The organism is Thiomonas arsenitoxydans (assembly GCF_000253115.1).
Lineage (GTDB): Bacteria > Pseudomonadota > Gammaproteobacteria > Burkholderiales > Burkholderiaceae_C > Thiomonas > Thiomonas arsenitoxydans.
On the sequence record NC_014145.1, the window covers coordinates 598190 to 618301 of the forward strand.

Sequence of the window (20112 nt, forward strand, 5' to 3'; positions counted from 1 at the left end):
GTCCAGTGCGCATCGGCGCCCGCATTAACCGAACAATGTCGCGGAAATGGCTGCAACATGGTCCTTGACTAGTGGGCTTTTACAGCCACAAGTTATAGGAAAAGAGTACATCTCTCGGCAAGGATTAACAAACCTAAGAGTGTTTCGGATTGTGTGGGGAGATGTGAACCGATGGAGCGCGCATCCAGCGGAATCCAAATCTCGGTGAGGATGGTGTCCAGAGCATAAATTTTTGGTCAACCTATGCTTTTCTGCTATCCGCTGGGCCAGGAATTGCTTCACAAATCGGGGGACAAAAATCAGCTAACGGCACATACTGCGCCGAGGAGTCTTCGTATTGCGCGACAGATTGCAGTTGCTGAAGCGCAGATGAATCGTGTCTGTCGACGGTAGTCAATGCCAATTGTTTGGCTTGGTCTGAAGTCTGAAGTCTGAAGTCATAGCGCGTGCCTTACCGGCCACAACGACCAACGAGGGGGTAAGTGCGACGAGCGGAAATGAACGGCAAATTTTCATGGGCTCCCAATAGAATTCCCGGCATGAACTGACCACCCACCGCGGGCGCCACGCCCGCCGACCTCAACTTGAAGCGCACGACACAGGGTTCGTGCGTCCGCAAAAAGTTGAGGTCAACATGCAAAACCAGTACGAAGCCGCGCGCGAACTCCTCGCCGCCGGCGCCTTCATCGAGCAGGTCTCGGACGCTCCGCTCGCCTACCGCATCCGACTCGGTAGTGATTCGGCCCCGTTGCCGGCCGGGCTCTTCCAGCAGCTGCTTGCCCACAAGCAGATACGCCAGAGCTGCAGGGTGAGTGGGAGGATGCGGTACGTAATCGTCGAGGTGTGAGGGGAGGCGCTGAGGCCGAGAACGCTCACTCCATTGGCCGGTACACCTCAACCAGCGCTAGGTGGCGCTCCAGGTGCTCGCCCATGTACCGGCCAAATTTCCCCTCATCCTCAAGCCGTAGCTGACTGGCATTGAGGACGCGCCCACTCTTCTTTGTAGTTCAAGCTGCGTCACCTCTTGGCGAACACGCGGATGGATTGGGCGGAAGCCCTCGCGTGACGGGTCAAAGCTCAGCTGGTAGCCGTCGAAAAGCTTGTCGACGTGGGCAACGAGAAGCAATCCGTTCATTGGGTCGATAGCAATTGGCACTTGTAGCAGAAACGGCTGCGGCGCAATGGCTAAAGTGGGACCTGCGCGCAGAAAAGGCGCCGTCTGACTGGCAACTTGAGTACGAGTCCGCTTAGCCCGGCGAAAGACCCCTTGCCCAAGTCAGCGCCTCATCGATGTCAAGCCGGAGGCTTGCATACGTGTTGCGTAGCAGACTATCCGGAAGCGACCAATCCCACTTTTCACGCTGGAGATTCTTTGCGTCAGCCAGCAGATACTCAAGGGAAGGAGTGGCGCTCGCGCCAATTTCTAACAGGACGGCGGCAATCTCGTGCGCTGATTCGTGGTGTTTGGGGACCTCGATACCTGGACCGCCTGCTGTCGAGGCGACTCCCCGAGACTGCAGGAGGCAAGCTAGGGCTTCGTTTGCCGCGTCTCCGAGCCAAGTTAAAAGGACCAGTTCGGAGCCCTGGTCCACCAAGTAGGACTCAGCGAGGCCGCGTCTGGCATAGGTAGCTCTGGACTCGTCCAGGAAGCGCGCAGCTGCTGCGTCAAGATAGGCTGGAACCTCAGTCGATTCGAGCAATTGCCGCATTCGCTGGCGTACCCGAGTGTGCGTACGGCCGACCCCACCGGAAAAGAGCGGAGGTGTGCCGCCTCCTGCGCGTGTGACGAAAATGGATTTCTGTTCTTCGTCAATTTCCTCAACGCGCCAGGTTCTTCCAGCGAACAAGATGCGCTGCCCAATTGTCAGAGCTTGGGATACAGGCAAGGTGCCGAGCGTCTTGCTGCCGGCGATGATGCGAAATTCCTCATCCGTCGCAAATGCAGCATAGAACGAGTAGTGGTTGACCATCTTCTCGCCAATACGCCCATGCAGTAGGAGGCCAGACGGGTCCTGCATGAGCAGCTCCTTCTTCCCGAGGTGCCTAACCAGCTCCACTAATTCACCCTTCGAGACACCGATGAAGGGCGATGCCGGGCCACACAAAAGGTGGTAAAGCTCTCCGATGGTCGCGCCTCCGTTCTGCGCAATGAAGGAGAGTATTTGCTGGACCAGTGTCGAAAGATGTGCGCCATTAGCTACCGGCGGCTCGAACCAACCTTCCCGCAGAAGCGAAATCATCGCTGTCATCTGAACGGTGTCGAGACGGAGTTCATCAGCGAGGGAAAGTCTGCCGCCCTGAGCGTTCTCTACGCAGTATCCCCTGAGTACAGCTGGCTCGCCTTTGCGTCGCCCGGAGCGGCCTAACCGTTGCCTGAGGCTCGCAACGGACGGAGGAGGTCCAATCTGGGCCACACTCTTCACCGCGCCTATGTCGATGCCTAACTCCAATGTGTTGGTGCAGATGGCCGTCGCCGGGCGCTCTCTTTGTTTGAGCGCTGCCTCTGTTTCCGAGCGAATTTCCTTCGAGAGACTTCCGTGGTGCGGCCAGAACTCGTTCGGTACCTGCTGTTCCTGGCATAGCCCATTCAGCAAGTGCGTGTAGCGCTCAACCTCGCGACGTGAGTTGGGAAAAATGAGGTTATTCGACCCACGAAGGCTCTTGAAGAGATGCGCTGCAATCTGGGCAGGCGTCACTGGCTCAGGCGCTTCATCGTCGTCCCGCTGACGCACAACCAGCGGTTCTTCGTAGCCCTTCACCAGAACCTTCAGCTCTGCGGAGAATTCTTTGGACTCGACCAATGCAACCCCTGAGCCCGCCCCTGGGCGCAGGAATTCTGCAGCTAAGCTCATGTCCCCGAGCGTTGCCGACAGGCCAATTCGAGGAACCGACCGGCCAATAGCACGCTCCACGCGATGCATCAGCGACTGAAGTTGCTTACCACGCTCTGAGCCAATGAATGCGTGGAGCTCGTCGACCACAAAAAAAGTGAGACTTCCGAAGACCGCGGCGATGGAAGTCCCGCGGTTGCACAGCAAAGCCTCCAACGATTCCGGCGTGATGAGCAAGACACCATGCCGCTTGGCCAGGAACCGCGTCTTGGTGGCTGCGGAGACATCACCGTGCCAGGGCCACACGGGGATTTCCAGCTGTTCACACAATTGGCTGAGGCGCCCAAACTGGTCGTTGATGAGCGCCTTGAGCGGGCTGATATAGGCGATGAGCCCGGGAGGTGAAGATTGAAGCAAGTGCGTCAGTGCTGGCAGGAAGGCTGCCTCCGTCTTGCCACTTGCGGTGGCCGCCGCCACGATGACGTCCCGGTCTGCGCGAACGATGAGCGGGATTGCCTTCTCCTGGGCGTATCGCAGTGACTCCCAGCCCTCTGCCCAGATGAAGCGTTGGATGCGCTCATCCAACAAGTAAAACGCGCTGGACTCTTGCTGAGTCATGGTTGTCTGCGCACGTGCGGCAAGGCCAAACTGACGGAGGGTGGCAGGAGCCTGTGGAGAGACTCCGCGACTTGTCTTCCGGGTCTCATGGATAGCAAGAGGCTGGGCGTCACATTTTGAACGATGCGAACTCGTCGTCGTTGACTTCGACCGTTAGGTCTGCAGCTCCGCCTTTGTCCTCCACCACGTCGAGGCCACCGAGCAGTTCCTGCCAAGAGGTTCCCGGGTTCTGCTCAAGCACGGCCAAGAAGTCGATGAAGGCCTTGATGGTGGTTCGCGGCGTTCGAAAGTAGGCGTTGCCTATGCGCTTCGAACAGTGCTCCATGAAGCTGGAGATGCCCTGGTCCGGGATAAGGTGCTTCTCCACGTCGCCGAAAGCGTAGACGCTGCGAATTTTCTGGAGAAGCACGTAGAACTCTTCGGGGGCGATACTGGACAACCGGATGACCGGGCCGCTGAGGTCCACCAGGCCGTTGGTGGCAAAGCTGTTCTGGGCCAATCGACTCTGCAAAGCGGGGTAGCTGAACAGCCCGCGACGTGTGTCGAGCATGAACTCGGGTGTTCCGCCCAGCACGAAGCCGAGGCCCACAGCTGTGCCTTGTAGCGAGTCGTTCAAGATGCGCAGCACCTGCTCGTAATTCGCGTTGCGAGCTTGCACGTTCGCCAGTTTGTACAGATTGACCATCTCGTCGAGCCCGACCAGCAAGCCGGAAAAGCCTGCGAGCCGAACAAACCGGGCCATGAGCTTGAGCTGGTCGTATACAGAAGCGTCGTCAACGTAGCTACGTACTCCAAGGGCTTCGCGGGCATCGGTCTTAGTGCTGAACTCGCCACGCAACCAGCGCACCGCATCCGATTTGAGCTGCTCATTGCCCTCGTCATGGCCTCTGCAGTAGGCTGCGATGACGTCCGCGAAGTCGTAGCCGTTGACCAGCTCAGTCAGTTGGTCAAGCTTCTGGCGCAGTACAGGTTCCGTGGGCTGCCCGGACGTTTTGGCCTCGGCCTTCGCGGTGGAGATGAATTTCTCCACGATGCTACTAAGTGCTCCGCCGTCGGGCTTGGTGCGCGTAGACAAGTTGCGCATCAACTCGGCATATAGCGACCGAACTTGACCACCGCCCGCATGCAACCTGCGGTCCGGGTTCAGGTCGGCCGTTGCAACGACGAGTTTTTTCTCCATGGCAACCGAGCGAACCAGGTTCAAGAAAAACGTCTTTCCTGCGCCGTATTCGCCGATGACAAGGCGGAATGCGGAGCCCCCATCGGCCACGCGCTCAATGTCCGCAACGAGGGTTTCAATCTCTCGCGCACGACCTACCTGAATAAGACGCTGCCCCACGCTGGGCACCACTCCGGCACGCAGCGATTGGAGGACGGCGTCTCGGTCCTTGGGGCGAATGATGGCGGTATTCATGCTCGTATTTTTTCGAGGATTTCCGGGTTCACGATGACCGGGTCATCCCCTTCGGAGAACGGGATATCGTGAGCGTCAAATGCTGCGTCGTTGATGTGCTCAAGCGCGCCATCAAGCATGAGGTCGAGGTCGCCAGCGATGTCCAGAAGGTCTTCGCGACTCCACTCGCGTTGACTCACCAGCATGCGTGCGAAGGAGGAGTGCGCCTCATCCAGTCCAAGTAGCGTCGTGGATGTCGGCGCAGCGTCCGTGTCTTCCGGCTGCTCCCCCACCGGAGTCGTTGAGGCAGCGGCGGGTCCCTGTGCTTGCTCACTCTCCACAAAGATGTCTGCCAAGAGCGCCGACACACGCTCCGTGTCCCTCTGGAGGGCGGCGATGCGCTCCGGGTCAAGCCGGAGTCCCGCATCATCTTTGGCAGGAGCAGGCGTGATTGTGAGGCGCTTGCCCGCTGCGGCTCCATGCACATCGGAGAACACCTTTTGGGGGTCGACACCCAGGGTCTTGTAAACCTTTTCCAAGGTCTTCAACTCCGCCGGGGAGACTTCGCCATCCGGCCGTACCAGAGTCGCCATGAACGCCGCAATGGCCTCCTTGGCTGGAAGTTCAACGGCTTCGAACTTTTTCTTAAGTGCCGTCAGCGATGTAGGTGCTTGATGCAGCAGTCGTAGCAGAGCCAGCAATCGCGATGCCTGCCCAGGTGTTAGGTGTTGCCAGGAGCGGACTGCCTCGCGCAAGAATCCCGCCTTGGCGTTGCTTGTCTCGTTGTCCGAGCCCACCACGGTCGAGGCCAGTTGGAGGGTGAGAACTGCCACATGGAAGGAGCTGCCTCCGCGTATCGCTCCCGACTCAGCAGGCAGTTTGAATACAACCACAGGGTCTTCTGGCTTTGGGAGTTTGGCTTCCCCCAATACGTCAGGCTCAAAGCCGATACCGGAGGCCTCTAGAACGCGCGCCAGAGCAAGGGTCTTCTCCTTCGTGAAGATGGTTTTTGCATTCAAAGCGGCCAGCAAGGCACCGAAGGTCATCTCGGCAACGCCGTCGACCATGCGTGACTGAAGGTTCTGGATGACTTCTCGTACCGCCAAGGGCCAGAGCGGTTCCGGAAGTTGCAGCACTGCCTCTAGGGACTCCTTGAACGCGGGGTCCCTCCCAACTAATCGGCTGTACGACTCCAGTGGTTTGGTTGCCGCGTCAACGACCGCTTGAAGCTTCTTGGTCGGCCCCGTGAGTACGGTGATGTCTGGGATATTGCCGAAAGTGAGTTTCGGCTCGTGAACCTCAGAGCTACCGCGGAAGCCCGAAGAAGCTGGGTGGTAGCTGAATTTCAGCTTGGTCCGATTGTGCGGTAATTGGATGCCACGACCACACTGTGTCTCGTACTCTTGGTGGAACATTTTTTCGAATTCGTCTGCGCATCTCTGCGCTGGCGTGCGAAGGTAGACAGTCGGCGCCATCCGCGCCCAAGCGAGCGCGATATGGACTGGAACGGGCACGCCGTCGACCGCGGTCTGACCGAGCGCGAGTCGAAGGTAAAGCGGAAGCTCGTAGGCCTCGGCCAATGCGGGAACGGGCTTTTCGTACAGACGGGGCGGGTACTCAGCCAGCTCTACCCATTCCAGGAGCTGGTGCGCGTGATGCCGAAACGAACCAGACGCAGCTCCATAGGCGCTCAGCAGTCCGCGCAGTTCGGCCGCTATGGCAGGTAGCTCGAACCGGGCCCGCTCGTCTACAGGCGCGTCGAGGAGAACCCGCCGCTCCAGCCCGTAGAAGAAGAGGAAGACGAACCCTACGTCAGCGGCTGGGTCTCGACGTCCGCTAGCCAGCCAGGTGAGGTACGCGCGCCGAGCGTCGGGCGACACCTCGGCATAGCTTGGCCAATAGGTCGTCTGCCTTTCGGCATAGTTGCCGACTTTGGCAACCGGCTTAGATGGGTCGATGAGACACGGGTCATTGCGGCCATACGGCGTCGGCAGCGACGTGCCGACGTAGACCATGCCGTCCGGCAGGACCATCCCAGCGACGGCGACCGACTCACCCGGAGGTGTCCAGCGGGCCTGGCCAAAGCCCTTAGGAGGAGAGGGCACCCGAAAGGTTGGTGTTGCTTGTGGTTTTACTATCGGGCCGGAGATGGGGACGGGCACGTCGGGCGTTGAAGTCTTGGCGGCTATGGGCGTTTGAACCTGTTGAAGTGTCGGCTCGATTCGATGTGCCGAAAGTTGCTCCATGTGAGCCGTTCTAGGCGCTGCAAGATGTTCCGCGAGCACATCCTTTCCGACAGGGGCCTGGGTCATCGGCGACGGAACTGTGGATTGCCACACGTCGCGCTGGGCCGGCCGGGGCACGGACACCGGTGAGGGAGATTTCTTGTATTTTGTGGCGAGTAGGTACAGAAGGAAGCCGACTGCCGCGACCACGCCGATGCCAATCCAGACCTCCTTGGGAATGGACGTCAGAAGTACGAGCGCGCCAAAAAACAGAACCGCCGCCGCGCCGCCTGAGCTCGATTTTCTTCTTCTTGCCACCAGCCCTTCCCCTCAAGCACGTCCGCACCTACCGGGCACTATGAGGGAGAATAGCGCGTGTGTGCTTAGGTAGTTCCCGAGCCTTCCTCTTCACTACGCGGGCAAACGTAACAAGAATTTGCGCCCAGGGTCAAATAGCCAGTTGCGATTGCGCGTTCACGTGAATCGGCGAAGAGCTTTGGCTTAAGCAGCGGTGTGGTCCGGAGGGGCACAGTGCTCAAGGAGCCGGTCGACCCGAAGCCGCGGCTCCCTGAAGCGTCCTGGCGCTCTACCACTTGAGAAACCATCTAGAAGCTTCTGTCACGCATGCTGGACGGCAGTGCTGAGATGTCCTTCCGTGCAGTAGCAGCTTGGAACGTTTTCCGTTATAAAAGGTATCTAGGTCGGCAGACCAATCATGCTCACGCTAACCCCATGCCATTCACCAACCGGCTGCTGGCGGATGCTTCGGACGTCGTTGCTGCTTGGCACGAGCGCAGCACCCCGCCCACGCCCTCAGAGGCCGCTACTTAGCACTCTCCGCGCATCGCCGGGATGCCAGCGGTGACACCGATGCAAGCAACATGCGTGCACGGTCCGTGGCATCACTGTGATGCCCTCGCAGGGCAACCGGCGGCACCCTCACCATCGACTAGCGCGCCATCACAAACCCCCACCCCGACGGCGCCATAGGCCATCACCTTGCCGAGCCCTCCGGCGGACGGTGCTGCGTCCAGCAGCGTGCATTGCACGGAGAGTTGCTGAGAGTAAGGGTCACGCTACTCCCAGTCGATACGCGAACGAGGAGTCAGCTGCCGCGACCGGGCACGGCAAGGCGGTGCGAACCGCCGCCGTCCCAGCGCAGCCCCCTCCGATGGACTGAGCGGGCGCCGCCAGGCGCGCGGCTGCAAGCAGCTCGGGCCCCGGGCTTTCAATGACCGAACCCAGGGTGGCGCGCTCACCCAAGGGGTGGGAGCACGATTTTCCACGTGGAAAGTCACCTTCCCCGGGGGCACCTTCGATGGCACGGCTGCTTGAAAGACCGGGCCAGCTGCGAGGAGACGGCTGCTGGAAGAACAGTTGGTGCCGACGTCGATGGACATAGGGCCTCGATAGACGGTTAGGGACGGCGGCGGTTCGCACCGGCGAAGCCGGGCGGGGAGCACAGCGGCCTTGTCGGACGTCGCGACGAAAACATGAACGACGCGCGCCCTAGCGCGCGAGGCAGTCTGCGGGGATGACACCCATTGCCCCCTGCCCGCAGGCGGCCGTGCGTGAACCCTCGCCCAACCAACATCAGCCCGACGGCGGCGTGGTGGGCTGGCTATTAGGCCCTGATGGCGCGGTCATCTCTACACGAGACATGCCGCTGCTGCCGTGACGAGACAAGCGCTGGACAGCGGCCCCGAAAACGACACACACGGAGCCCCCAGCCATGCAAGCACGAACGAAGACACGCCCAAACGCAACACGCGATGCCGGGCCAGTCGCCACAGGTTCACCCTCGCCCGCAACAGGTGGCGCCACCTCCGGCATCACCGTGAGCACGCGAAACGGCGTAACGGCTGTAACGCGTAACGGCGTAACCAACGAGGCCAAACTCGGCGACACGCCGGTTACAGCGTTACACGGTTACGACGACCAACGCCCGCTCGCACCCTCTCGCGGTCTGACCACCAGGGCATCGAGCCTCCATCTGCGTGACGCCATTTTCGAACGGTCCCTTCGGCTCGCAAACAGATTTAGGGTCATCCGCACCATCGACGTCGCCGCCGCTTGCTTTCCCGAGCGCCCATTCAAAGCTTCCCTGACAGCAGCCCAACGGGCGGTCCGCGGCATGGTCAAGCGTGGCCTTCTGCGTCGTTACAGGACCGACCGATTCCAGACGGTCTACGGACTCACGCAGCCCGGCGTAGATTGGCTCGGCGACCATGGCCACGACGCCGCATCTTCAGTGCGAAGGGTCAGCGATATGACCAATCCCGAACACCGATTGTGGGCCCAATTTCTTGTGGTTTGCAGCTGGGCGCGAGGCCTCCGTGCGGTCACAGAATCCGAGCTCCTGCATGACCTCAATGCCAATGCCAAAGCTGGCACGCGCAATGGGAGCAGCAAGGCCGTCCAAGGTTACATCACCGTGAGCGTCCATCGCCGCGGCGCCTCTGTCCGCAAGCACCTGCGCCCAGATGCCGTCGCGTTCGATGTGGAGGGGCGAGGCGTCACCTGGTTCGAGGTTGACCGCAGCAAGCGTGGCTCAGACCGCGCGGCCGACTTGGCTGCTCTGGTCGGAGCAATTGGCAACAAAACGGCCGACGGTCGCGTTCTCCGCCGCGTTGTCGTCATGTGCAAAACCGAGCGCATTGAGCGGGATGCCCTGCGCATCGTCGAGCAGCTCGCGGCTGCTTGCAATCAGCTCGTGCTGACCGAAGGGCGTAGGCACATCCGGCGGCAGAGTGATGGCGTCTATGAAGTGATGGCGGCAATCCCGGTCAAGCGTCAGGACGGTCGAACCGCGCTGATAGACGAGCAAGTTGGGCATGTCATCGTGCAGATGCTGCCAATCTGGCTGCCGAAGGTGCGGATTGACGCGAGCAATCGATGGAGCACCGATGGTTGGTTCAGCGACAACTGCCTCCCGTACAGGCGGCCAGGAAACCTCAGCCTATGGCCGATGCCCGGGTCGCCGCTCGTCACGGTGGACGATGAGTGACCCGTCGCTACACGAAGGGATGGCGCCATGCCATCTCCATTCGAATAGGACAAAACATGCAAGTTTTTGGAAACGTCGCGACCGCGCCGGAGCGAAAGGTCAGCAAATCCACTGGGCGGGGACATTTTGAGTTTCGCTTGGCAGAGAGCCAGCGCGGTGTCGATACCGAACCGACCTGGTACACGGTGCGCGTGATGAAGGACCACAACCCCAAGCTCGACAAGGGCGCGTTTGTCAAAGTCACTGGAAAGCTGAAAACCGACTTCTACCTTTCACGCGAAGGCAAACCGACCGGCACCCTGTTGATTCTGGCATTCGAGGCGACCAAGCTGGCCAAACCCGCCGCGCAGGCCACCGAGCCTGCGCGGCAAGAACAAGAAGACTGACTGGTCTTCGTTGATTCCAGCGCCCCCGACACCGGGGGCTTTTTTCTTGGTTTTATGGAAAAACCTTCCACGGCTGACCCTCCATAGCTCCCATCGCCGGCTTGGCGCGTGTCGAAGACCTGCCGATGACTGCAGGTGGATAAATGCACTGCCTAGACGTGCCAGCTGATGCCAAAAACAGGCGTCAGTCGGCGTGAGAGTCCGCAGTCGGTCGGCGTCTCTGCCCATAAACGACCGGCTGGAGTTTCACCATGGAAGCACAAAAATTGCTCGACCTGGACGAGCTCGCGCAGATGCTGCGACGCAGCCCCGAGACCATCAAAAAAGACCTTCGCCGCAACCCAGACGCCGTGCCGCCGCGATTGATGCTGCCGCATACGCGCCTGCTGCGGTGGCGCGCTGTGGATGTCGATGCCTGGCTTGGGCAATACGTGCAGCCGGCCATGCCTCGCGGGAGGCTGCAATGACGCGCCGCGCATTCCAGCCCCATCTCTACGCCAGCCACGCCGTCGCGACCGGTGGCATCGCCTCGGACTCCAACCTTCTCTATCAGTGGACGGGCACTCACTGGTCCCCTATCGATGAAGAAGCGGCTGAACGCGATGCGTACGCGTGGCTCGTCGCGCAAGACCCTGCTTGGGCGAGTGCCGAGAACGCCCGTAAGGCAGTTCGTGCTGCGAGTCTTTTTTCCCCACGCCTGCCCAAGCTCACGGATGCGGTCGTCGTGCCGACCCAGTCCGGCTACGTGCATCTTGACGGAGCAGAGCTCGTTCTAAAGCCCGCCGACCCGAGCCTGGGGCTGACGCATTGTCTCGATTGCCCTTATGCGCCTGAGGGCGTGATGCCAGCCCACTTCGCAGCCTTTGTCCAAAGGGTATTGCCGGACCCCAGCGTACGGGCACGCGTGCAGGAGTACATCGGCTACACACTTCTTGCGGATGCGCGTTACCAGCGGGCACAGTTTTGGCTCGGCGAAGGCGCCAATGGCAAGGGGGTTCTCGCAAATGTGGTCCAAGCCCTCCACGGCCACATCGCGGCAATGGCGCTGGACCAGTTGGCCGGCTTTCATCTGTCGGTCCTCGTTGGTGCAAGCCTGGTCTATGTCGACGAGGTGCCTCGCAAACCGATTGACGAGCAGCGGCTCAAATCCATGATTGCCGGGGAGCGCATACCCGTGGACCGCAAGTACCGCGAACCACTCAGCATCCATGTGCGCGGAAAGTGGCTTGTTCTCGGTAACCACCTCCCGGCCATATCCGACCACAGCAGCGGCTTTTGGCGGCGTTGGGACGTGGTGCCGTTTTCGGTCACGATTCCGGAGCGCGAGCGTGACCCGCTCCTCGCGCAGACCATCGTCCGCGAAGAACTGTCCGGCGTGCTGCGCTGGGCTCTCGATGGACTGGTGCGGCTACAAACCCGTGGAGGCTTTGACCCTGTCATGCCGGCGGCAATGCAGGCGATGCTGCAAGAAGCCAAAGCGGACACGAATTCCGTCGTGGCGTGGGTTGAAGACCTCGGCGTGAAACTACAGCTGGCGTGTGATGTCCCGAAGGAGCGTGTGTTCGAACACTATCGCAACTGGTGCGCGGTCAATGCCATGCACGAGGTGAGCGTCGTCCAATTCTGGAAGCGGGTGCGCGAGCATTTTCGGGAATTGACCGAGGCGCGCATACGGACGGGGCCTGGCCAGCGGCGGGTCTGCAATGTGAAGCTCTCGGCATCGACGACAGACCTGGATATCTGAACTGAAGGGCTGCATCAAGGGCGCGGGGCGCGAGTGCATTGGTCTCGCGCCCTTTTGCGTTGGCTCTGCCCGAGGAATGGCCGTGCCGAGTGTGCCAGGCGAAAATCCCAAAGACTTTGGGTTGTGTGACTCCTATTTCCTTTTTCCTTATCTTTCGCGAAAGTTTGGATTCTGACCCGTCACACTCGGCACAGAAGCAGCATTCATCCATCAAAACAATCACCTACAACATGCGCCGGGTGCGCCTTTGACCCGGCAACAGCCAGCACAGCCAAGGCAGCCACTTGGCGCATGACCCTGGCCCGAGTCGGGGCCAGGCAGGGCGACCACCACGAACCGCCGGTGGCAGGCCTCGAATACGCATGGGACAGGGGCAACCGGCTCTGCGTCCCACCGCCACACTGGCCGACCAGAGTTGGCCAGTGCATGAAGCAAGACAATCTATCCAGGAAGGAAAGGGTCCAGGGTCGACGCGGCTCTCCAAGGATGCGTTCCGGCGCGGTGGGTCTGGCAAACCAAGCTGAAGGACGCATGCGCGCCCGCAACGTCCCGCTGGTGGCTGGGTGCTTGCGCTGTGATTTCGACTTCTGTCGATGACGCTTGACTTGCTGACGCCTGAATCAGTCCATGAGAGATGCCACCCATGTTTCAGTAAACTATTTGAAATTACTGAAATTCGCGCAACGCCATGCATGCCTTTGCCCTGTACCGGGTGCACGAACAGGCCTACAGCACGCTGTTTGCCAGTCTGGCTCAATCGGCTGCCACGCAGGAGCAGGTTCTCTTGGGCGCGCCCGGCACCATCATCGAGCACAAACGGGGCGCACACGTCTATTTCGCGCGGCAGTTCATGAGTCCGGAAGGCAAGCGGTGCGAAGAAACCCTAGGGGGCACCGCCAGGGACCCTGACGTGCTGCAGCGTGTACAAACCATGCGCCAACGCATGGAGCGCAGCCACGGCCTCATCGCGCGCATTCGCGAGCTTGGGCGGCTGGGCTTTCAACTCGCCGACAACAAAACGTGCGCCACGGTTGGTGTCTTGTACAACCATGGTCTGTTTGCCGCCGGTGCTGTTCTCGTGGGCTCACATGCCTATGCCGTGCTGCTGAACATGCTGGGCATTCAGGCCGTGGCGTACCGCACCGAAGACGTCGACATCGCTCGCGGGCACCCCTTGGCCTTGGCCGGCGTACCCGACGATGGCCTCTTGGGCATGTTGCGACAGACTGGTATTGCGTTTGTGGAGGTTCCCGGCCTGCATCCGGCTGAACCCGCAACATCGTTCACCCAAATCGGTCCCTCTCGCTTCCATGTGGACCTGTTGGTCCCGGCCAGAACGCAGGACATTGCCATCGTCCCGGTACCCGAGTTGCGCGCGCATGCCACGGCGCTGCCCTATCTGGGCTACCTGCTTGAAAACACCCAGATGAGCGTGCTGCTGGCCCGGCACGGCGCAGTTCCGGTCCGCATTCCTGACGCCGCACGCTTTGCCCTGCATAAGCTGGTTGTCGGGCGGCTGCGTCCTGCTGCGATGCACGCCAAGGCCAGCAAGGACCTCCAGCAAGCGGCCACCTTGTTGGCCATGCTTGCCGAGCAGCGCCCGGGGGACATCGAGGACGCCTGCCAGGCCTTGCCAAGTGCCGCGCGCGCGAAGGCTCGAGGTGCCTTGTCTTTTGTGAAGAGCCTTTTGCAAAACGCGCACCCTGCGGCCATTGAGGCGTTGCAAGCTGGCCTGAGTGCCAAGGCCTGAGACCTTGTGGCGACGATTTTGCAGGCTTCGGGGCCGGCGATTTCAATCGTGGAAGCGCATGGCTTTGTCGTTACGTCGTTACGCGGTTACAGCGTGACGCCGCCGCATCAACATCGGCTCGCGCTTTGCCCGGGGCCGCCCATTGCATCTCCAATCCGACGACGCCTCTGACCTCCGCATATTGCCGAATCGCGGACTTCTTCCGTCCCCCCGCCACTTTCGCCGCTAAGCTAGCCACACGAAGGTGGCGGCAAAGCAAGGCAAAGCCGCCAGCCGCACCAAGCGCGGCTCAACCAGGGGGAGCTGATGAGCTACATCGACCGCAATCTGCTGACCAACGAGCAAATCCTGCACCGCGGCTACCTCAGCCGCATCGTGTTCGTCTCACCGTCCCTGCTTCTCCTCCTCGGGCTCGCCGTCCTCGCGCTCGACGGTGATGTCGCGGTCATTGGCGTCATCCTCCTGCTCGCAGGCGTGGCTGGTTTGCTCGGCGCCTTCATTCGTTACAAGACGTCCGAATTCGCAGTCACGAACAAGCGCGTCATCATGAAGGTAGGGCTCATCCGCAGGACCTCTGTGGAGATTGTGCTCAGCAAAATTGAGAGCATCACCGTCGACCAGGGGATTGCCGGGCGAATTTTCAACTTCGGCTCGATTGCTGTGGTCGGAACCGGCGGAACCCACGACCCGTTCCATCGCATCGCCGCGCCGCTGCAGTTTCGGCGGGCGGTGCAAGAGCAGTTGGCGGGGTAGAGCACCGCCACACGTATTGCTTCCATCCGGCAAACGAATCGAAACACGCCCAAGCCTAGACGCAACCATGCGTCGCGCAGAAACTGCGCGAGGAGCTTGCGAATGTGTCATCGGAGCCCTCCTCGATGCCGGCTGCCGACCTATCCCGCCGCAGCCGGCATCTACGAGAACCTGCAGTACTCATGGGTGGGTCGGTGTCGGGCCAAACTATGCATGCCACCGCATCGCCGCTCAGGCACGTTTGCCCGCGTCTTCAGCGCTGACCATCTCGATGGCTGTCCAGTCGAGTTGCCCGCGCCCCTTGGCGAGACTGGTCAGCAGGCGGGCATGGAGCAAGTCGGCCAAGGGCATCGGCACCGTGGCGCTCTCGGCCGCATCGCGGACCAGGCGCACATCCTTCATGCCCAGCTCCAGCTTGAATCCCGCCGGCTCGTAAGTCTGGGCTGCCAGGATGCGGCCGTAGTTCTGATAGATGGGGCAGTTGAATATCGTCTGTCCCAGGAAACCGGCCAGGGCCTGCCGGTCGATTCCGCTCTTCTCGGCCAAGGTGAGCGCCTCGGCCATCGCCTCCACGGCGGACAGAATCAGAAAATTGCCCGACAGCTTCACGACATTGGCAGCGCCCGGCTCCTCACCAAAGTCGTGAATGGCCTGGCCCATGGCCTCGAGCAGTGGCTTGGCACGTGCCTTGGCCTCGGCCGTGCCGGACTGGCAAATCCACAGCTTCTGCGCAGCGGCCGCTTCTGGGCGACCGAAGACAGGTGCGCTGAGCCACAGGCTGCCCCGCTTGGCATGCTCGGCAGCCAGATGGCGGGACGTTTCCGGCGAGACGGTGCTCATCGAGATATGCAGACCGCCAGCGCCCAGCCGGTCGGCAACACCCGAGCCGCCAAGGGTGACGTCCAGCAGTGCAGCGTCGTTGGCCAGCATGGTGATGACCACGCCGCCAGGGGTCACCGCCGCTGCGACCGAGTCGGCCACCTTGGCGCCTGCCGCGGCCAGCGGCGCGGCGCGCTCGCGGGAGCGGTTGTAGACCGTCAGCGCGACGCCGCTGCGCAGCACGCTCGAGGCCATGGGTTCCCCCATGGCGCCCAGACCGATGAAAGTGACCGATGAGTCTTGCATCGTGGATTCCTTGTTGGTGAGTGAGAAGGGCCCAGGACTAGGCCCCTGGCATGCCCAACCGGGAATTCTCCGTTGGATGCCGACTTTGTGCTGTCGCGGCGGGGCAGGCTTCTTTGCCAGGCCATCGGCAGCCTTGGTGCGGCCTGGTATCGGATGCATCCGCGTCACGCCATGACTATCGCAAAATCGAGAATGCCCCCGTGTTGCGCCGTTACAGGACTCTGTACGCTTGGTCACATTTCCTCCAGTTACATCTCTGCCACTGCCCGTAAACTGGGATTCCAATCAAGTTGTATGCCAGCCTCGCCGACATCGCGCAAGCGCTGGCGGAGTACGGCAAAACAAGTACAAGGACAAGGCGTCTGTACCCTGCATGAACCAAGACCTCAAGAAAACGCTCTGGGCCGCCGCCGACAAGCTGCGCTCCAGCATGGACGCCGCCGAGTACAAGCACATCGTGCTTGGGCTCATCTTCATCAAATACATCTCTGACGCATTCGACGAGCGCCGCGAGCAACTCAAAACCCAGTTCAACGACCCCGCGTCCGACCTGTACCTGCCCGATGCGGCCGACCAGGCCGCCGCGCTGGAGGAGCGCGATTACTACACCATGGCTAATGTGTTCTGGGTGCCCGAGGTCGCGCGCTGGGAGACCCTGCGCGCCCAGGCCAAGCTCTGGGACATCGGCATCCGCATCGACCAGGCACTCGACGCCATCGAGGCCGACAACCCGCGCCTCAAGGGCATCCTGGACAAGCGCTACGGCCGCGCCCAACTGGAGCCGGGCAAGATGGGCGAGCTGGTGGACTTGGTCTCCACCATCGGCTTCGGCACGGGCACCCAGGCCAAAGACGTCCTGGGCGAGGTGTACGAGTATTTCCTCGGCCAGTTCGCCAGCGCCGAGGGCAAGAAGGGCGGGCAGTTCTACACCCCGGCCTCGGTGGTCAAGGTGCTGGTCGAAGTGCTCGCACCGCACCAAGGCAAGGTCTACGACCCCTGCTGCGGGTCGGGTGGCATGTTCGTGCAGTCCGAGAAGTTCATCGAGAGCCACGGCGGGCGCTTTGGCGACATCTCCATCTACGGCCAGGAGGCCAACCCCACGACCTGGCGCCTAGTGGCGATGAACTTGGCCATCCGGGGCATGGACTTCAACCTCGGCAAGGAACCCGCCGACACCTTCCACCGCGACCAGCACCCCGACCTCAAGGCCGACTACGTGCTGGCCAATCCGCCGTTCAACATCTCCGACTGGGGCGGCGACCGCCTGCTGGACGACAAGCGCTGGCTCTACGGCACGCCCAACCCGAGCAATGCGAACTACGCCTGGCTGCAGCACATCCTCTGGCACCTGAACGCCAACGGGCAGGCCGGCGTGGTGCTGGCCAACGGCAGCATGTCGTCCAACCAGAACAACGAAGGCACCATCCGCAAGGCCATGGTCGAGGCCGACGTGGTGGAAGTCATGGTGGCGCTGCCGCCGCAACTCTTCTTCAACACCCAGATTCCCGCCTGCCTGTGGTTCCTGACCAAGAGCAAGACCGCCCATGGCCGCGACCGCAGGGGCGAGGTGCTGTTCATCGATGCCCGCAAGCTCGGGCGCATGGAGACCCGTGTCAACCGCGTGTTCGATGACGAGGACGTGGCCAGGATTGCCGGCACGGTGCATCGCTGGCGACAGGATGGGGAGGCTGGTGCGCAAGAGCCCTATGCCGATGTGCCGGGATTCTGCCGCGCGGTGAAGCTGGCCGAGATTGCCGAACACGGCCATGTGCTCACGCCGGGGCGGTATGTGGGCGCGGAGGCGGTGGATGATGACGATGAGGCGTTCAACGAGAAGATGGAGCGGCTGACCACCTTGCTTGCCGAGCAGATGGCGAAAGGCGCGGAGCTCGATGCGGTGATTCGGGAGAAGCTGGGGAGGATTGGGTATGCGGTTTGAGTGGGTGCCGCGACCTCTCTCCGAAGTGGCTCGCGAAATCACAGTGGGATTTGTGGGGACGATGGCAGACCAGTACGTCGCCGAGGGAGTGCCGTTCTTGCGGTCGTTGAATGTTCGTCCATTCGAGATTGACCTTGGTGATGTGAAGTACATCTCGCGTGACTTCCACGACCGCCTGCGGAAGTCGGCGCTACGTCCTGGTGATGTGGTCATCGTGCGGACCGGCAAGCCAGGGACGTGTGCCGTCGTTTCAGATGCTCTGCCTGAAGCGAATTGCTCTGACGTCGTCATAGTTCGCTGCGGAGAAGAGTTGAACCCGCACTTCTTGTCCTACTGGGTAAACGCCATGGCGGCTTCGCACGTCACTGCCCATACGGTTGGCGCTGTTCAGCAGCACTTCAACGTGGCGTCGGCGAAGCTGCTGCGCCTGCCCGTTCCGCCGCTGTCTGTTCAAGATGAAGTGCTCGCTCCGTTGCTAGCTATTGACCGTCGCATCGACCTCCTGCGCCAAACCAACGCCACGCTTGAAGCCATCGCCCAGGCGCTGTTCAAGAGCTGGTTCATCGACTTCGACCCCGTGCGCGCCAAGGCCGAGGGGCGCGAGCCCGAAGGCATGGATGCAGCAACGGCGGCGTTGTTTCCAAGTGAGTTCGAGGAGTCGGCGCTGGGGGAGATTCCGAAAGGGTGGGGGGTTCGCTCGCTTGACTCGTTCGCGAACTACCTCAACGGGTTGGCCATGCAGAAGTTCCCGCCGGAGAGTGATGAAGAGTACCTGCCAGTAATCAAGATTGCACAGCTTCGTGCAGGCAACACCAGTGGCGCTGACAGGGCTAGCTCGCGGCTTAAACCCGATTACATTGTGCGTGATGGTGATGTCCTCTTCTCATGGTCTGGTTCGCTTGAAGTGGAGCTATGGTGCGGCGGAAATGGCGCCCTGAATCAACATCTGTTCAAAGTAACGTCCAGCAAGGTGCCAAAGTGGTTCTACTACTTGGCAACGAAACAATTCCTGCCCACATTTCGTGAGATTGCCGCCCACAAGGCGACTACGATGGGGCATATCCAGCGGGTGCACTTGATGGAGGCGAGCGTGGCCATGCCAGCACCTGAAGTCTTGGACGCTCTTTCGCCGCTGATGAGGTCCATTCTGGAACGACGAGTGATTGGCGCGCTACATGCGCGGGAGTTGGCTGCCGTCCGCGACGCCCTCTTGCCACGCCTAATTTCAGGCAAACTTCGCCTGCCCGAGGCCGAGGAAGCCTTCGCAACTTCTTGACCTCTAACAGGGCTCACAATGGCACTTTGGCTCGTTCGCGCTGGCAAGTATGGGGAACATGAAACTCGGTTTCTCGATGACAACCGCATCTATCTGACTTGGGATGCATTTACGGAGACCGACCTATCGGTCGCGAAGGACTACGAAGGCGTCAAGGCCCTCATGTCACAGCGTTATCCAAGCGAGCCATCGCGCCGCTTGGGAAACTGGTCAGGGCAAGTGTGGGCCTTTCTCCTCGCCATGAAGGTCGGAGATTGGGTGGTAGTGCCAAGTAAGACGTCACCCACGATTGCGATTGGGGAAGTCGTCGGGCCATATGCGTTCGACCCCAAAGCGGAGCCGATGTACCGTCACTCCCGTGCCATCAAATGGCTAAACAAGGCCGTCCTTCGCAGTGCATTTGGCCAAGACCTTCTGTATTCGATGGGTGCATTCCTGACGGTCTGCGAAATCAAGCGCAACGACGCGGAGGCGCGCGTACGCAAAATGGCGGCCAATGGATGGCGGGATGTGTTCGTGAATACGACGGCATCCGTTCCAAGCAACGGGGGTGCCGAAAGTCAGGCTGACGCGGTAGACGTGGACCTCGAAGAGCTTGCGCGCGATGCCATTGGCAAACTCATCATCCAGAGATTTAAGGGCCATGGGATGGCGAGGCTTGTCGAAGCCATCCTAAAAGCCCAAGGTTTTGCCACGTACCTCAGCCCCGAGGGGCCAGACAAGGGAATCGACATCCTGGCAGCCGGTGGCGCTTTCGGATTCGAGCGTCCCCGCATCTGCGTGCAAGTCAAATCGGGCGACACGCCGGCGGACCGACCCGAGTTCACCCAACTTATTGGGGCAATGCAGAGTGTGAAGGCCGAGCAGGGTCTCTTTGTCTCGTGGGCGGGGTTCAAGCCGACTGTGCTTAAGGAAGTCCCGACCCATTTCTTCTCGGTGCGTGTCTGGAACGAGAAGGACCTCGTTGAGCAGGTACTGGCGAATTACGACAAACTTGACCAGGATGTCCGTGCAGAACTTCCACTCAAGCGAGTCTGGATGATTGCCTCTTCGGAGGAGTGAGCC

The 20112-nt window shown here is 61.0% G+C and carries 15 protein-coding genes; 11 read left to right on the top strand and 4 right to left on the bottom strand.

Features of this window, described 5'->3' with window-relative positions:
• Positions 1–634: 634 nt before the first annotated feature.
• Entirely contained in the window at positions 635–847 is a 213-nt protein-coding gene (locus tag THI_RS02755; RefSeq protein WP_041608877.1) for a hypothetical protein, read from the top strand.
• 400 nt (positions 848–1247) lie between these two features.
• On the opposite strand, the gene THI_RS02765 is transcribed toward THI_RS02755, so the two are convergent.
• From THI_RS02765 to THI_RS02775, 3 genes are all read right to left on the bottom strand, one after another.
• Positions 1248–3449, bottom strand: a complete 2202-nt coding sequence (locus THI_RS02765) for a DEAD/DEAH box helicase (protein WP_013104703.1) — start codon at positions 3447–3449, stop codon at positions 1248–1250.
• Between the two features lie 109 nt (positions 3450–3558).
• Entirely contained in the window at positions 3559–4863 is a 1305-nt protein-coding gene (locus THI_RS02770; RefSeq protein ID WP_013104704.1) for an ATP-binding protein, read from the bottom strand.
• Complete coding sequence (locus THI_RS02775) at positions 4860–7385, bottom strand: tellurite resistance TerB family protein (RefSeq protein WP_013104705.1); 2526 nt, start codon at positions 7383–7385, stop codon at positions 4860–4862. The genes THI_RS02770 and THI_RS02775 overlap by 4 nt, the downstream gene beginning before the upstream one ends.
• A gap of 1216 nt (positions 7386–8601) precedes the next feature.
• On the opposite strand from THI_RS02775, the gene THI_RS18720 reads away from it, so the two are divergent.
• The 7 genes from THI_RS18720 to THI_RS02805 all read left to right on the top strand — a co-directional run bounded on the left by THI_RS18720 (position 8602) and on the right by THI_RS02805 (position 14707).
• On the top strand, positions 8602–8745 hold the full coding sequence (locus THI_RS18720; protein WP_156515495.1) for a hypothetical protein: 144 nt from the start codon (positions 8602–8604) through the stop codon (positions 8743–8745).
• Positions 8746–8904: 159 nt separating this feature from the next.
• Positions 8905–10074 carry a replication-relaxation family protein gene (locus THI_RS02780; protein ID WP_231836338.1) on the top strand — a complete coding sequence of 390 codons (1170 nt, stop codon included), beginning with the start codon at positions 8905–8907 and terminating at the stop codon, positions 10072–10074.
• Complete coding sequence (locus tag THI_RS02785; protein ID WP_231836256.1) at positions 10071–10460, top strand: single-stranded DNA-binding protein; 390 nt, start codon at positions 10071–10073, stop codon at positions 10458–10460. Before THI_RS02780 ends, THI_RS02785 begins: the two co-directional genes overlap by 4 nt.
• A 251-nt stretch (positions 10461–10711) precedes the next feature.
• The gene (locus tag THI_RS02790; RefSeq protein ID WP_013104709.1) at positions 10712–10927 is read left to right on the top strand and encodes a hypothetical protein; all 216 of its coding nucleotides are present in this window, start codon (positions 10712–10714) and stop codon (positions 10925–10927) included.
• Positions 10924–12204, top strand: a complete 1281-nt coding sequence (locus THI_RS02795) for a DNA primase family protein (RefSeq protein WP_013104710.1) — start codon at positions 10924–10926, stop codon at positions 12202–12204. The genes THI_RS02790 and THI_RS02795 overlap by 4 nt, the downstream gene beginning before the upstream one ends.
• Before the next feature lie 688 nt (positions 12205–12892).
• Positions 12893–13954 carry a GSU2403 family nucleotidyltransferase fold protein gene (locus THI_RS02800; protein WP_013104711.1) on the top strand — a complete coding sequence of 354 codons (1062 nt, stop codon included), beginning with the start codon at positions 12893–12895 and terminating at the stop codon, positions 13952–13954.
• Positions 13955–14260: 306 nt separating this feature from the next.
• Positions 14261–14707, top strand: coding sequence for a PH domain-containing protein (locus tag THI_RS02805; protein WP_013104713.1), 447 nt, complete (start codon positions 14261–14263; stop codon positions 14705–14707).
• Between the two features lie 231 nt (positions 14708–14938).
• Here THI_RS02805 and THI_RS02810 read toward each other — a convergent pair whose 3' ends face one another.
• Positions 14939–15832 carry an NAD(P)-dependent oxidoreductase gene (locus tag THI_RS02810; protein WP_013104714.1) on the bottom strand — a complete coding sequence of 298 codons (894 nt, stop codon included), beginning with the start codon at positions 15830–15832 and terminating at the stop codon, positions 14939–14941.
• 373 nt (positions 15833–16205) lie between these two features.
• Here THI_RS02810 and THI_RS02815 point away from each other — a divergent pair, with 373 nt between their 5' ends.
• From THI_RS02815 to THI_RS02825, 3 genes are read left to right on the top strand one after another with little or no spacing between them, the layout of a single operon-like run.
• On the top strand, positions 16206–17771 hold the full coding sequence (locus tag THI_RS02815) for a class I SAM-dependent DNA methyltransferase (protein ID WP_013104715.1): 1566 nt from the start codon (positions 16206–16208) through the stop codon (positions 17769–17771).
• Positions 17761–19047, top strand: coding sequence for a restriction endonuclease subunit S domain-containing protein (locus THI_RS18325; protein ID WP_013104716.1), 1287 nt, complete (start codon positions 17761–17763; stop codon positions 19045–19047). Before THI_RS02815 ends, THI_RS18325 begins: the two co-directional genes overlap by 11 nt.
• An 18-nt stretch (positions 19048–19065) precedes the next feature.
• A complete protein-coding gene (locus THI_RS02825) occupies positions 19066–20109 on the top strand; it encodes a restriction endonuclease (RefSeq protein WP_013104717.1) in 1044 nt (347 codons plus the stop codon).
• The last annotated feature ends 3 nt before the right edge of the window (positions 20110–20112 follow it).